Origin of the sequence: Lysobacter antibioticus HS124, assembly GCF_000336385.2 — a bacterium.
Lineage (GTDB): Bacteria > Pseudomonadota > Gammaproteobacteria > Xanthomonadales > Xanthomonadaceae > Lysobacter > Lysobacter firmicutimachus.
This window is the reverse complement of the sequence record NZ_HG424448.1, coordinates 43,458-56,588: the sequence shown is the minus strand read 5'-3', so window position 1 is coordinate 56,588 and position 13,131 is coordinate 43,458. Positions and strand designations below refer to the sequence as shown.

The window sequence follows — 13,131 nt, the reverse complement described above, 5'->3', positions numbered from 1 at the left end:
AGGCGCCGTTGCGCCGCGCGAGGCCCAGCCATGCGGCGAGCGCGGCCTGCGGGTCGGAATGGATTCCTGCTTGCGCCGGTACCTGCGCGGTCGAGGACGCCGCCGCGAAGCCGCGGATGCGGCGCCGGACCGCGCGTGCCGATGGCGCGCTCCGGCAACGAAAAAGCCGCGCTTTCGCGCGGCTTTTTCGTACCCCGATGCGGACCGCTTCAGTCCTTGCCGAGCCAGCGGTAGATCGCGCCGCCGAGCAGGCCGCCGAGAATGGGCGCAACCCAGAACAGCCACAGCTGGCCGATCGCGGCCGGGCCGGCGAACAGCGCCACGCCGGTGGATCGGGCCGGGTTCACGGAGGTGTTGGTGACCGGAATGCTGATCAGGTGGATCAGGGTCAGGCCCAGGCCGATCGCGATCGGGGCGAAACCGGCCGGCGCGTTGCGGTGGGTGGCGCCGAGGATGATCACCAGGAACATCGCGGTCATGACCACTTCGGTCAGGAACGCGGCGTGCATCGAGTAGCCGCCCGGCGACATCACGTCGTAGCCGTTGCTGGCGAAGGTGCCGGCCGCGGTCGGGTCGATCGCGAAACCGGCGGTGCCGCCGGCGATCTGCAGCAGGACGAAACCGGCGAGGATCGCGCCGACGACCTGGGCGACGATATAGGGCACCAGGTCCTTGGCCGGGAAGCGGCCGCCGGCCCACAGGCCGAAACTGACCGCGGGATTGAAGTGGCCGCCGGAAATGTGGCCGAGCGCATAGGCACCGGTCAGTACGGTCAGGCCGAAGGCCAGCGACACGCCGAGCAGGCCGATGCCGAGCGGATTGCCGGCACCGCCGAAGTTCGCCGCCAGCACCGCGCTGCCGCAACCGCCGAGTACCAGCCAGAACGTTCCGATGAACTCCGCACCGAGTCGCTTGATCATGTCGTTTTCCTCCGAGTGATGGGACTTGCCCTCGGCAGGGGATCGGACGGTTGTCCCGTTTAGGCGGGGAACGACGCGTCGCGACCCCATTCAGCCGAGTCGATTCTCATGCTGGCGGATAACGTGAAAATGAGCAACCGGTCACAAAAGTGTGCCGAATGCGACGCCGCGCGCGAGCGCGGCAAAATTGCCGCGTCGCGTGTGCACAGCGGGTGAGGTCAGCGGGCGCTGCTCAGTCGGGCCGAGGAAAATCGCAGCCCCTCGGCTTGGCCGAGCGCCTCCTTGAGCTGTTCCGACGAGTTCGCCTGCAGCCAGATGTGCGCGAGCTTGCCGTTGCCGACGTCGATCAGCGTTTCGCGCACCTGGACATTGGGCTTGCCGGCCAGTTCGCCGCGGTACCAATGCATGGAACGGCCGTCGATGGAGCCGGCCTCGGCGCGGTCGCCGCGGCGCGGTTCGAACGGCGACTTGGCGGCGATGTAAAGGCCGAAGGCCTCGCTGCCGTCGCTGTTGCGGATCGCCCGGCAGAAGTCCGAATCGGGGCCGGCCCGATACTCCCAGCGCAGATCGGTGCCGTCGGGCAATTGCGGGCAGGCGCCGCCGTCGGCGGCGGCAGGGTCCTGCGCCTGGGCGCAGGCGACGAAGAGCAAAACCAACCATGGCCAAGCGTGTTGGCCTTTCCCACCTGACTTCACGACACGTCCCCCTGAACCTGGAATAGGTCAAACGGTGTTGAGAGCCTTTGCAGGTTGTGACCTTAGTTCAGTTCGAGTCGGTTGACAAACGTTAAAGCACTATTCAGGTAACGGAATGAACTCATGCTCTCCGGGAATAAGGCCGAAGCGGCCTTCGGTCCAGTCGAGCTTGGCCTGTTCGATGCGCTCACGCGAACTTGAGACGAAGTTCCACCACAGGTGCCGCGGGCCGTCGAGCGGTTCGCCGCCCAGCAACATGGCCTTGAGCGGGGTTTTGGCGCGCAGCCGCGGACGGGTGCCGGGCTCGAGCAACACCAGGTGTTTTTCCGGCAGATCGGCGCCGTCGAGCTGGGCTTCGCCCTCGAGCAGGTACAGCGCGCGCTCGGCGTGGCTGTCTTCGATGTCCAATTGCGCGTCCGGGTAGAGATCGATCGCGACGTAGAGGGTGTCGGCGAACACCCGCACCGGCGATTCCTCGCCGAAGCCGCGGCCGGCGACGATGCGCAGCCAGGCGCCGTCGCGGCTCTGCTGCGGCAGGGTCGCGGCGGGGTGGTGGTGGAAGGCCGGCGCGGTTTCCTCGAACGAGCGCGGCAGCGCGACCCAGGTCTGCATGCCGTGCAGCGCATGGCCGTCGGCGCGCGGGCCTTGCGGGGTGCGCTCGGAGTGGGCGATGCCGCGGCCGGCGGTCATCCAGTTGACGTCGCCGGGAGCGATGTCCTGCACGCTGCCGAGGCTGTCGCGATGGCCGATCGAGCCGGCCCACAGGAAGGTCACCGTGGCCAGGCCGATATGCGGATGCGGGCGCACGTCGATGCCGCGGCCGGGCTCGAACAGCGCCGGGCCCATGTGATCGACGAACACGAACGGGCCGATCGAGCGGGCCTGGATGGACGGCACGGCGCGGCGGACCTGGAAGCCGCCGAGGTCGTGGACGCGCGGGGCGATGATCGTGGTCATGGTCGCGATTCCTGCAGGATGATGCCCGCAGGGTCGCACGAGTGCGCGGCAATCGCGCTACCGGCCCTGCAACTCGGTGTTGCGGCGACGGCGTCGTGCGGCGCGACAGGCGCGCCTCGTGCCGAGTCGCCGGGCGAGAGCCGCGGATGGAACGCGTGGCCCGCGCCGGACGGCGCCGCGTTCATTTCGCGTCGATCTTGAGCGTCGCGTTGGGCGGATCGGCGAAGTCCAGGCCCTGCACTTCGATCGTCCAGGCGCCGGCGCTGCGGCGCGGATCGCTGACGGTGTTGAACGACAGCGCCGTGCGCGCGCCGTCGGCGGCGGTGAATTCGAACGCCAGCACCGCGTCGCCGGCCCATACGCATTGCAGTTTCGGCGGACAGCGCGAGTCGGCGCTGACCGCGGCGAAGCGCAGCCGCGCGCCGTCGGGGAGGACCAGGCTGTCGCCGCGCGCCAAGGCCGTCGCTTGGCCGGGCAGGGCCTGGCGCGGCGCGTCGCCGCCGGAACCGGCGTGGGCGCAGGCGGTCAGTGCGGCGACGGCGAACGCGAGGGCGGCGAATCGGGCTTTCATCGGCGACTCCGGACGGCAGGGCGGGAGAGAGTCTAGCCCTTGCCGGCGCCGCGCTGCGCCGACGCCGTTACGGCGCCGGAGTCGGTTCGCTTCCGGTTCGGGCGTCGGCGCGCGCGTTACTGGCCGGACGAGGATGCCGGCCCGGCGTCGCGGCTCACGCGCAAATGCGCGCGGCCTTGCGCATCCACCCGTACCCACATGCGCCGGTCGTATTCGTTCTCGCTCATCGGCTCGACCGCGCAACCGCACAAGGCGGCGGCGATGCCGGGTGCGGTATTGCTGTGCGCGACCACCAGCACCGTGCCTTGCGGCCAGTCGCGGCGTAGGGCGGCGGCGAAATCGGCGGCGGGCTGCTTGGCGTCGTAGAGCGTGACTTGCAGGCCGTGCGCGGCTGCGGCCGGCGCGGCGGTGCCCTGCGTGCGGCGATAGCCGGTCGCGTACGCAGCGCGCAGCGGCGTGCGCGCCAGCGCCTCGATCAGGCGGCGTGCGCGCGCATGGCCGGCTTCGGACAGGCTGGGGTCGCGCGGGTCGTCGTCGGCTTTCTCTGCGTGGCGCACGATCAGATAGGTGGCGCCGGCGGCGGTGTCCGCCACGGCCGGCGCGTCCGGCTGGGGCGCCGTGGCGCAGGCCGACAGCAGCGCCGCGCACGCGGCGAACGAAAGGCGGCGTAGAACGTTCATGACGCAGTCCCGGTTCGCTGAGGAATTCATGGGCGCAACAGATCGGCGCCGGCCTGGGCGATGACACCGTCCTGCGCGGCCTGCGCGCCGGACACGCCGATCGCGCCGATCACCTGCTCGTCGAGCAGCAAGCGCACGCCGCCTTCGATGGGAAGCGCGTTCGGCAGGCCCAGCACCACCGTGTTGCCGCCTTCCAGCAGCTTCTGGTGGAAGGCCGAGTCGCGGCGATAATTGGCGGCGTGGATGGCCTTGCCGATCGAGACCTCGACGCTGGAGTTGGGGGTGCCGTCCATGCGCTGGAAATGCAACAGCCGGCCGGCCTCGTCGACGATCGCGATCGCGACCTTCAGGCCGTCGGCGCGCGCCTTGTCCTCGGCCGCCTGGGCGATGCGCTTGGCGGCGGCGAGGTTGAGCACGGTGCGTTGGCTCAGTTGCTCCTTCAGCGGCGGCGCGGCGAAGCACGACGAAGCGGCGCAGACGAGGGCGCAGGCGAGCATTGCGGACGACAGGCGCGGCATGGCGGGCTCGGAGCGGGAGATGGAGCGAGAGTAGCCGCCTTGCGGCCGCGAGGGCAGTGCTGGTGGTCCTGCGAGGCGAAGGCAGAAGCAACTCCCCCCTGGCCTCTTTTCGAAGCCGGAATCGATAGGCGGGACGCCGTTGGGTGCGCTTTTGTGGGGATGGGCTGTCGGGACCGGCCGACGGGATCGGCAGAGGGGGCGCGAACGCTTTTCCCGCGGCCCCTTCGACGAAGGGGAGCGAGCGACCGCGCGGCGGGCGCGGCAGAGGTGCGGTTGCGGTCGCTCGAGGAGCAACGTCAGCAGCCAACCCTCCCGGCTCCCGCTTTTTTCCAAGGGGGAGCCGCAAGAGCGGAGCGGGGGCGCTCAGTGCTTGGTGTCGAGCAAGGTCAGCAGGCCCTTGGCCGCGGCCAGGCGCGCCGGCGGATCGGGCAGGTCGAGCTTGATCCTGAGTTTGTCCGGGCCGTCCATCTGATAAAGCTTGGGCTGGCCCTGGATCATCTTGATGATCGACATGGGGTCGACGTTGGGCCGCTCGACGAATTGCAGGCGGCCGCCCTTGTCGCCGAGGTCGAGTTTGCGGATGCCTAGCGCGGTCGCGCCGAGCTTGAGTTCGGCCACCGCGAACAAATGCTTGGCCGCGTCCGGCAGCAGGCCGAAGCGGTCGATCATCTCGACCTGCAGCTCGCGCAGCTCTTCGCTGTCGCGCGCGCCGCTGATGCGCTTGTACAGCGTCAGGCGGGTGTGCACGTCGGGCAGATAGTCTTCCGGAATCAGCGCCGGAATATGCAGTTCGACCTCGGCGCCGCGCGCTTCGGCCGAATCCACGTCGGGCAGCTTGCCCTGGCGGATCGAGCGCACCGCGCGTTCGAGCAATTCGGTGTACAGGCTGAAGCCGACCTCGGCCATCTGCCCGCTCTGGTCCTCGCCGAGCAGTTCGCCGGCGCCGCGGATCTCCAGGTCGTGGGTGGCCAGGGTGAAACCGGCGCCGAGCTCGTCCATCGAGGCGATCGCTTCCAGGCGCTTCTGCGCGTCGGCGGTGATCGAACGCTGATCGGGAATCACCAGGTAGGCATAGGCGCGGTGATGCGAACGGCCGACGCGGCCGCGCAACTGGTGCAGCTGGGCCAGGCCGAATTTGTCGGCGCGGTTCATGATGATGGTGTTGGCGTTGGGGATGTCGATGCCCGATTCGATGATCGTCGTGCACAGCAGCACGTTGAAGCGCTGCTTGTGGAAATCGAGCATGACGCTTTCCAGCTCGCGCTCGGCCATCTGGCCGTGGGCGATGCCGATGCGCGCTTCCGGCACCAGCTCTTCCAGCTGGCGCTTCATCCGGCCGATGCTTTCGACGTCGTTGTGCAGGAAATACACCTGGCCGCCGCGCGCCAGTTCGCGCTGGAACGCTTCGCGCAGCTGCATGTCGTCCCAGGGCACGACGAAGGTCTGCACCGCCAGGCGGTGCGCCGGCGGGGTGGCGATGATGCTGAGGTCGCGCAGACCGGCCATGGCCATGTTGAGCGTGCGCGGGATCGGCGTCGCGGTCAGGGTCAGCAGGTGCACGTTGGCGCGCAGCGCCTTGAGCGCCTCTTTCTGGCGCACGCCGAAGCGCTGTTCCTCGTCGACGATGACCAAGCCGAGGTCCTTGAAGCGCACGTCGCTCTGCAGCAGGCGATGGGTGCCGACGACGACGTCGATCTTGCCCTCGGTCAGCTTCTCCAGCTCGGCCTTGATCTCCTTGCCGGTCTTGAAGCGCGACAGCACCTCGACCTTGAGCGGCCAGTCGGCGAAGCGGTCGCGGAAATTGCGGTAGTGCTGCTCGGCCAGCAGCGTGGTCGGCACCAGCACCGCAACCTGCTTGCCGGCCGCGGCGGCGACGAAGGCCGCGCGCACCGCGACTTCGGTCTTGCCGAAGCCGACGTCGCCGCAGACCACCCGGTCCATCGGCTGGCTGCTGGACAGATCGCGGATCACCGCCTCGATCGAAGCGTGCTGGTCGGGCGTCTCCTCGAACGGGAACGCGGCCGCGAACGGCTCGTACATGGCCCGGTCCACGTCCAGCGCGAGGCCCGCGCGGGCTTGGCGTTTGGCCTGGATCTCGAGCAGTTCGGCGGCCACGTCGCGGACCTTCTCGGCCGCCTTGCGCTTGGCCTTGGTCCATTGCTCGCCGCCGAGCGAGTGCAGCGGCGCGGTCTCGACCGAGGCGCCGGAGTAGCGGCTGATCAGGTGCAACTGCGCGACCGGCACGTACAGCCGGTCGCCCTTGGCGTATTCGATTTCCAGGTATTCGCCGGGTTGGCCGCCGGCTTCGAGCACGATCAGGCCGCGGTAGCGGCCGACGCCGTGGTCCTCGTGCACGATCGGCGCGCCTTCGGACAACTCGCCCAGGTCGCGGATGATCGCTTCCGGCTCGCGCCCGACGCGCTTGCGCCGGCGCGGCTGCGAGGCGCGCTCGGGGAACAGCTGCCGCTCGGTCAGCACCGCCAGCGGCGGCTGGTCGAGGGCGAAGCCGTCCTCCAGCGGCGCGACCGCGATCGCGAAGCGGCTGGCGCCGTCGCGGAACGCGCGCCAGTCGGCGACCACCTCCGGGCGCAGTTGCGCGGCCTGCAGCACTTCCAGCAAAGCTTCGCGGCGGCCGGGGCTGTCGGCGGCGATCAGCACCCGGCCCGGGTAGTGAGCGAGGAAGGATTTCAGCGCTTCGGCCGGCGCGGCGTCGCGTGCGGCGACCGGCAGCGCCGGCGCCGGCTGGTCGCCGAGAGCGAGCGCGCGCTCGCGTTGCGCATGGCCTTCGCCGCACAGCTCGATGCGCCGGCCCTGGTTGAGCCGCTCGCGCAGGCCGACCGGGGTCAGGTAAAGCTGATCCGGCGGCAGCAGCGGCCGCTCGATGTCGTGGCGGCGTTGTTCGTAGCGCTCGCCGGTGTGGCTCCAGAACTGGTCGGCGGCGTCCAGCGCGCCGTCGGCGAGCACCGGCAGGACGGCTTCGTCGAGGTAGTCGAACAGGGTCGCGGTCTGTTCGAAAAACAAAGGCAGGTAGTACTCGATGCCCGACGGCGCCAGCCCGGCCTTGAGGTCCTGGTACAGGGCGCTGCGCCGGGTGTCGAGGTCGAAGCGCTCGCGCAGCGCGTCGAGCGCGCGCTTGAGCGAGGCCTCGTCCAGCGGCACTTCGCGTCCGGGCAGCATGCGCACCGCTTCGATCTTGTCGAGCGAGCGCTGCGATTCCGGATCGAAGGCGCGGATGGTTTCGATTTCGTCGTCGAGCAGTTCGATCCGGAACGGCGATTGCGCGCCCATCGGATAGACGTCGAGCAGGCCGCCGCGCACGGCGAAGTCGCCCGGGTCCAGCACCTGCGGCACGTGCCGGTAGCCGGCCGATTCGAGCCGGCGCTTTTCCGCGTCCAGGTCCAAGCGTTGGCCGACCGCGAGGTCGAAACTGCCGCCGACCACGTGGCGGCGCGGCGCCAGCCGCTGCAGCAGGGTCTGCACCGGCACCACGACGATGCCGCGCTTGAGGCCGGGCAGGCGGTGCAGGGCCGCCAGCCGCTGCGAGACGATGTCCGGGTGCGGGCTGAAGACGTCGTAGGGCAGGGTCTCCCAATCCGGAAACGCCAACACCGGCAAAGCCGGGTCGACGCCGAGCAGGGTGCGCAGGTCGGATTCGAGCTGGTGTGCGCCGTGATTGTCGCGGGCGATCGCGAGCAGCGGCGCATCGTGTTCGGCGGCGGCGCGGGCGAGCGCCCAGGCCAAGGCGGACGGCGAGGCCGGCGCGCGCCACCAGGCGCGCTGCTGGCCGGTCTTGGGCAGAAGAGAGGACACAGGGCAGCGTTGGTCGCGGGGGGCGCTAGGTTAGCCTCACCCCGGGATCGCGTCACGCCGTGCGGCGACGGCGGTTCGGCGTGGTCTCAGCCGGTGCGGCGCCGTCCGACCGCGCCACCGCGCACGAGCACGGACGCCGCGGGGCCGCAGCGTCCGGTCGCCGTAGCGCTTGGACGAGCCCGGATCAGGCGGGTGCGGATTTGTCCGAGTCCGAGCCGGAATCGCCGCCCAGCTCGGGTTCGCCGGCGCCTTCGGCCTGCGACGGCGGCTTGGCGCGCAGGTCCAGCACTACCCGGATCAGCCCCGGCGAGTCCTGCTGGAATTCGCGTTCGAAGCCCAGCGACTGCGCCAGCGACAACATCGGCGCGTTGTGTTCGAACACTTCGCCGTACAGCCGGTGCACTTTTTTGCCGCGCGCCCACTTCACCAGCCGGGTCATCAGATAGCGGCCCAGGCCCATGTTGGCGATATAGCGGCTGACCAGGATCGCGAACTCGGCATCGCGAGTGCGCTCGTCGATGGCGATCCGCGCGACCGCGCCGACCAGGGCCTCGCCGGGAGGGAAGGGTTCGGCGGCGACCAGGGCGAACTCGGTGCGCGGATCGATACGGGTGAAGCGCTCCGCCATTTCCGGCGTGAGTTCCTTCAGCGCGTACAAGAAGCGCTGACGCACTTCGTCGGGCTGCAGCAGAGTGAAACCGGCCCGCAGGGGCTCGGCATCTTCGGGCCGTACCGGGCGTATCAACACCTCGCGTCCGTTGGGGAGACGCTGGCGTTCGTGCCAGGGCGGCAATCGTTCACGCGTGGCCATGGGTCTGATAGTGGCACATTGTGACGGATTTAGCCCTTCCTCTTTGCGATACCCGTCCGAGGTCCCGACCGGCGGGCGTCGGTATCCGCGATGCGGCGGCAGCGGGACGAAGGGCGGGGTCCCGTGCGGGCCTCATCGGGCCTGGGGTTTGTTGACGCAATCCATGCCAGAAATGAGAATTGGTTTCATCATGGCCGGCTAACCGCGGCCTGACAACTGCCATTGGCCAGCCCAGCCTCCGCTGGAGTGTGCCTGGGGCGTGCCGACCTGCCGGCTGGGCGATGGTCGGCGGGGGCGATACACGGGCGCTCGCCACACCGAAGGCGAGCTGCGCCGGGTGTTCGGCGGGACCCGGCGCCGGCCGCCGACGGGAGCATCCTGGCCCGACGCATCGGGTCCCGATCCGCGCCCGGCGACAATCCGGCAAGCCCGCCTGTCGCGTCTGGACCGGTTCGTGGGCAGGGCGCCGGCCGCGACCGCCCGGTCGATGCCATCGCCCGGCGCAAGGGCCTTTCGGTCCTCAATCGCCAGTATCGGCAATGCTAGACTCCGCCGCTTGAAACCCGAAGGAGCAGTTCAGTCATGGCAGGTGGTGGTGATTCGACCCGCGCGATCCTGTTCGCGCTAGGCGCCAATTTCGCGATCGCGGTGTCCAAGGGCGTCGCGGCGTTCTTCACCGGCTCCAGCGCGATGCTGGCCGAGACCGTCCACTCCCTGGCCGACTGCGGCAACCAAGGCCTGCTGATCCTCGGCCTGAAGCAATCCAAGCGCCCGCCGTCGCCCGACTATCCGCTGGGTTACGGCAAGGCGATCTACTTCTGGTCGTTCCTGGTCGCGGTGATGCTGTTCACCGTCGGCGGCATGTTCTCGCTGTACGAAGGCATCCACAAACTGCAGCACCCCGAACCGCTCAAGCAGTGGTGGTGGGCGGCCGGCGTGCTGACTTTCGGCATCGTCGCCGAGGCGATCTCGATGCGCGCCTGCCTGCAGGAAGTGGCCAAGGCGCGCGGCCAGCGCACTTTGTGGCAGTGGTTCCGCGAAAGCCGCCAGGCCGAACTGGTGGTGATCTTCGGCGAAGACCTCGCCGCGCTGCTGGGCCTGGTGCTGGCGCTGATCGCCGTGATCCTGACCGTGGTCACCGGCAACCCGATCTGGGACGCCATCGGCACCGTCTGCATCGGCGCGCTGCTGATCATCGTGGCGGTGTTCGTCGCCATCGAAGTCAAGGCGATGCTGATCGGCCAAAGCGTCGACCCGCTGCGCCAGCAGCAGATCCGCGAGTTTCTCGACGCGCGCCCGGAAGTGGCGCGGGTCATCAGCCTGATCACCCTGCAACTGGGCAACGAGGTGATGGTCTCGGTGCAGGCCCAGATGCGCGAAGAGCACAGCGTGGCCGGACTGACCGAGCAGATCAACGCGGTCGAGCGGGCGATGAAGCAGGCCTTCCCGGAAGTGCGCTGGAGCTTCTTCGAGCCCGACGTCGCGCGCGGCGACTGAGGCCGCGCTGCGGCACCGCAAGACGAGGCCGGGAGTGCGCTGCGCTTCCGGCCTTTTCGTTGGCGATAATCGTTCCGACGACGAAATGGACCCCGAACGATGAAGACCGGCCAAGCGGTATTGCTGTCGATAGCGATCGTGGCGGCCGCGGCGGCGGCCTTGGGCGGGGTCGGTTACGTGGCCTACCGGCAGCTCGAAGGCAAGGTGGCGCAACGCAGCCGGGCGGGGCAGGAAAACGCCGCCGGCCCAATGCACGGCGCCGCCGGCGCAGACCGGCAGGCGGCCGGGGATGGCGGCAAGGGCGGCGGCTGCGCGATCCAGGACCACGACGCCCGCGCCCGCGCCGTGCTGGCGCCGGTGGCCGCGGCCATGCAGACCAGCCAGCGGCCGGTGGCGCGGATCGAACTGAGCGAACTGAAGACCGACGCGTTGCGGTTGAGCAAGGTCGGCGGCCGCGCCTATTGGGCGGCCGGGCGCGATTACCCGCGCGATCCCCAGGGGCGGCCGTTGTTCCTGCTGGCCCAGCTCGATTTCGCCGAACTGCCGGTGATGCCGGGCTATCCCCAGCAGGGCTTGCTGCAGTTCTTCGTCTCCGCCGACGACTACTACGGCGCCGGCCTGGACCGCGCTCACGGCGAGGACCGCATGCAGGCGCTGGCCGAACAACGCGGCTTCCGCGTCGTGTACTGGCCGCGCACCGATGCGCCGGCGGTCGCGCCGCCGGCGGGCACGGCGGCCGGCGAGGGCCTGCCGTTCGATCCGGCCCGGCCGCGCCGGATCCGTTTCGTCGCCGACCACGAAACCATCGGCGGCAACGACGCCGGGCTCGAGCGCGCCATCGGCCGCGACATCGATGGCCTGATCGCCGATTACCGCAAGGCCCATCCCGAGGACGAGGCCGAGGACGTCGCCGACGACGTCGCCGCCTATCTGGACCGTGCCGGACACAAGCTCGGCGGCTACCCCGACTTCACCCAGTCCGATCCGCGCGCCGCCGGCGATGAGCGCGTGCTGCTGTTGCAGCTCGACAGCGACGAGGACCTGATGTGGGGCGATTCGGGCATCGCCAATTTCTTCATCGACCCCGACGACCTGGCCCGCGCCGATTTCAGCCGCGTGGCTTATCACTGGGACTGCTACTGAGGCCGCCACGACGAGGCCCGCACCGTTCGACGCCGGGCAGGTGTGTGTCTGCGTCGTTATCGCCACGAAGACCGCGCGGCCTGTCTGGGCTTGTACGGGGGCGGTAACGGCCGGGGGCGCGCCCCCGGCCGTCGATCCGTGCGGACGATCCTTTCGGGCCGTCCCGCCGGATCAGGGCAGGACGCAGCCGCAGCGGCGATAGCAGTTGGAATACTCGATCCAGCAGCGGCTGCCGCCGCTGTTCTCGCAGTTGGTCAGCGCGGTTTCGCACCCCAGGCGGCAGGTGTTGTTGCAGGCGAAGGCGCCGGCGCTGCTGGCGATGGTCATGCCGAAGGCGAAGGCGCACACGGCGAGAAACCCGATCTTCTTCCTGATCATTCGAATTCCCTCTCTTCAGCCCGTCATTGGGCGGCGCCGTGATACGACGCCCGCCGCGCTCGCGCAAGCCGTCGCCGCCCGGCGCCGGCGCGCAGCGGCACGGCCGCGGGCATGCGGATGCGGCGCAAGCCGGCCACGCCAAGCGCGCGCGGCTCCCGCGCAGCGATGCCGACGTGCCGGCGGGACGGCGCGCACGGCGGCGCAAGCGTGCGCTGGAACGCGATTTCCGCTGCGTTGCAGCGTGCCGCTGCGCGGGGCTCAGTCGGGCCGCTTGAGCCAGTTCAAGCCGCCTTCGGCGGCAGAGGTTTCGCCGAGCGTGCGCGCCAATGCCGGCAGCACCGCGGTCAGGGTCTCGTCCAACTGCCACGGCGCGTTGAGCAGCAACAGGCCGCTGCCGTTCATGCGCAGCGGCGAATCGTCGGCGCGCACCAGCAGTTCGGCGGTCAGGATGGACTTGGCCGGCAGCGCGGCGGCGCGGCGGTAGAACGGCTGCAGCGCGCGCCGGCGCTTGATCGGATACCACAGCGCGTAACAGCCCTGCGGCCATCGGCCCAGGCCCTCGCGCAGCGCCGCCAGGGCGGTGTCGAACTCCTCCAACTGCGCTTCGTACGGCGGGTCGATCAGGACCAGGCCGCGGTTGTAGCGGGTGGCGCCGATCTTGGGCGGCAACAGCGCCTTCATCGCCGCGTAGCCGTCGCGGGCGTGCACGGCCATGCGCGGGTCGGCATGGAAGTGCTGCCGGAGCTGGCCGGCTTCCTCCGGCTGCAGTTCGCAGGCGGCGATGCGGTCGTCCTCGCGCAGGGCATGCGCCAGCAACCAGGGCGAACCCGGGTAGGCGGCCGGCCCGTGCACGCTGCGGCAGGCCCGCACCGCGGCCAGATAGCGCGCGATCGCCGGTTGTTTCGGCGCCTCGGCGATCAGCCGGCCGATTCCGCCCTCGGCTTCGCCGGTGCGCTGGGCCGAATTGCCGTCCAGGGGGTACAACCCGCGCCCGGCATGGGTATCGAGCGCGAACAGCGGCGCCGGCTTGACGGTCAGCGCATCGCACAAGGCCAGCAGGGCGACGTGTTTGAGCACATCGGCGTGGTTGCCGGCGTGGAAGGCGTGGCGGTAGTTCATTTTCGGCCGGGATTGGGTTTCGGGATCGGGGA

The 13,131-nt window shown here is 69.9% G+C and carries 12 protein-coding genes; 2 read left to right on the top strand and 10 right to left on the bottom strand.

Annotated elements, in window-relative coordinates:
• Positions 1–209: 209 nt before the first annotated feature.
• From aqpZ to TX83_RS02075, 8 genes are all read right to left on the bottom strand, one after another.
• Positions 210–920: an aquaporin Z gene (gene aqpZ / locus TX83_RS02110; protein ID WP_064746265.1), complete on the bottom strand. Its 711-nt coding sequence runs from the start codon at positions 918–920 to the stop codon at positions 210–212.
• A 218-nt stretch (positions 921–1,138) separates the two neighbouring features.
• Complete coding sequence (locus TX83_RS02105; RefSeq protein ID WP_141233306.1) at positions 1,139–1,576, bottom strand: hypothetical protein; 438 nt, start codon at positions 1,574–1,576, stop codon at positions 1,139–1,141.
• A gap of 138 nt (positions 1,577–1,714) precedes the next feature.
• Positions 1,715–2,572: a pirin family protein gene (locus TX83_RS02100; RefSeq protein WP_064746263.1), complete on the bottom strand. Its 858-nt coding sequence runs from the start codon at positions 2,570–2,572 to the stop codon at positions 1,715–1,717.
• Positions 2,573–2,753: 181 nt separating this feature from the next.
• A complete protein-coding gene (locus tag TX83_RS02095; protein WP_064746262.1) occupies positions 2,754–3,143 on the bottom strand; it encodes a hypothetical protein in 390 nt (129 codons plus the stop codon).
• A gap of 116 nt (positions 3,144–3,259) precedes the next feature.
• The gene (locus TX83_RS02090; RefSeq protein ID WP_064746261.1) at positions 3,260–3,823 is read right to left on the bottom strand and encodes a histidine phosphatase family protein; all 564 of its coding nucleotides are present in this window, start codon (positions 3,821–3,823) and stop codon (positions 3,260–3,262) included.
• A gap of 26 nt (positions 3,824–3,849) precedes the next feature.
• On the bottom strand, positions 3,850–4,341 hold the full coding sequence (locus TX83_RS02085; protein ID WP_079247991.1) for a GlcG/HbpS family heme-binding protein: 492 nt from the start codon (positions 4,339–4,341) through the stop codon (positions 3,850–3,852).
• A 363-nt stretch (positions 4,342–4,704) separates the two neighbouring features.
• The gene (mfd, locus tag TX83_RS02080) at positions 4,705–8,151 is read right to left on the bottom strand and encodes a transcription-repair coupling factor (RefSeq protein WP_064746259.1); all 3,447 of its coding nucleotides are present in this window, start codon (positions 8,149–8,151) and stop codon (positions 4,705–4,707) included.
• Positions 8,152–8,335: 184 nt separating this feature from the next.
• The gene (locus tag TX83_RS02075) at positions 8,336–8,962 is read right to left on the bottom strand and encodes a GNAT family N-acetyltransferase (RefSeq protein ID WP_079247990.1); all 627 of its coding nucleotides are present in this window, start codon (positions 8,960–8,962) and stop codon (positions 8,336–8,338) included.
• A 582-nt stretch (positions 8,963–9,544) separates the two neighbouring features.
• Between TX83_RS02075 and TX83_RS02070 the strand changes: the two genes are divergently transcribed.
• Positions 9,545–10,459: a cation diffusion facilitator family transporter gene (locus TX83_RS02070; RefSeq protein WP_064746258.1), complete on the top strand. Its 915-nt coding sequence runs from the start codon at positions 9,545–9,547 to the stop codon at positions 10,457–10,459.
• A gap of 99 nt (positions 10,460–10,558) precedes the next feature.
• Positions 10,559–11,602, top strand: coding sequence for a YwqG family protein (locus tag TX83_RS02065; RefSeq protein ID WP_064746257.1), 1,044 nt, complete (start codon positions 10,559–10,561; stop codon positions 11,600–11,602).
• Positions 11,603–11,773: 171 nt separating this feature from the next.
• Here the strand turns inward: TX83_RS02065 and TX83_RS02060 are convergent, their stop codons facing one another.
• Positions 11,774–11,980 carry a hypothetical protein gene (locus TX83_RS02060; RefSeq protein WP_064746256.1) on the bottom strand — a complete coding sequence of 69 codons (207 nt, stop codon included), beginning with the start codon at positions 11,978–11,980 and terminating at the stop codon, positions 11,774–11,776.
• A gap of 258 nt (positions 11,981–12,238) precedes the next feature.
• Positions 12,239–13,099, bottom strand: a complete 861-nt coding sequence (locus TX83_RS02055; protein WP_064746255.1) for a 23S rRNA (adenine(2030)-N(6))-methyltransferase RlmJ — start codon at positions 13,097–13,099, stop codon at positions 12,239–12,241.
• Positions 13,100–13,131 lie beyond the last annotated feature (32 nt).

What these genes read in the sequence shown, in the direction of transcription:
- aqpZ (WP_064746265.1), bottom strand. Translation starts at nt 920, where the DNA reads ATGATCAAGCGACTCGGTGCGGAGTTCATCGGAACGTTCTGGCTGGTA.
- TX83_RS02100 (WP_064746263.1), bottom strand. Translation starts at nt 2,572, where the DNA reads ATGACCACGATCATCGCCCCGCGCGTCCACGACCTCGGCGGCTTCCAG.
- TX83_RS02095 (WP_064746262.1), bottom strand. Translation starts at nt 3,143, where the DNA reads ATGAAAGCCCGATTCGCCGCCCTCGCGTTCGCCGTCGCCGCACTGACC.
- TX83_RS02090 (WP_064746261.1), bottom strand. Translation starts at nt 3,823, where the DNA reads ATGAACGTTCTACGCCGCCTTTCGTTCGCCGCGTGCGCGGCGCTGCTG.
- TX83_RS02085 (WP_079247991.1), bottom strand. Translation starts at nt 4,341, where the DNA reads ATGCCGCGCCTGTCGTCCGCAATGCTCGCCTGCGCCCTCGTCTGCGCC.
- TX83_RS02075 (WP_079247990.1), bottom strand. Translation starts at nt 8,962, where the DNA reads ATGGCCACGCGTGAACGATTGCCGCCCTGGCACGAACGCCAGCGTCTC.
- TX83_RS02070 (WP_064746258.1), top strand. Translation starts at nt 9,545, where the DNA reads ATGGCAGGTGGTGGTGATTCGACCCGCGCGATCCTGTTCGCGCTAGGC.
- TX83_RS02065 (WP_064746257.1), top strand. Translation starts at nt 10,559, where the DNA reads ATGAAGACCGGCCAAGCGGTATTGCTGTCGATAGCGATCGTGGCGGCC.
- TX83_RS02060 (WP_064746256.1), bottom strand. Translation starts at nt 11,980, where the DNA reads ATGATCAGGAAGAAGATCGGGTTTCTCGCCGTGTGCGCCTTCGCCTTC.
- TX83_RS02055 (WP_064746255.1), bottom strand. Translation starts at nt 13,099, where the DNA reads ATGAACTACCGCCACGCCTTCCACGCCGGCAACCACGCCGATGTGCTC.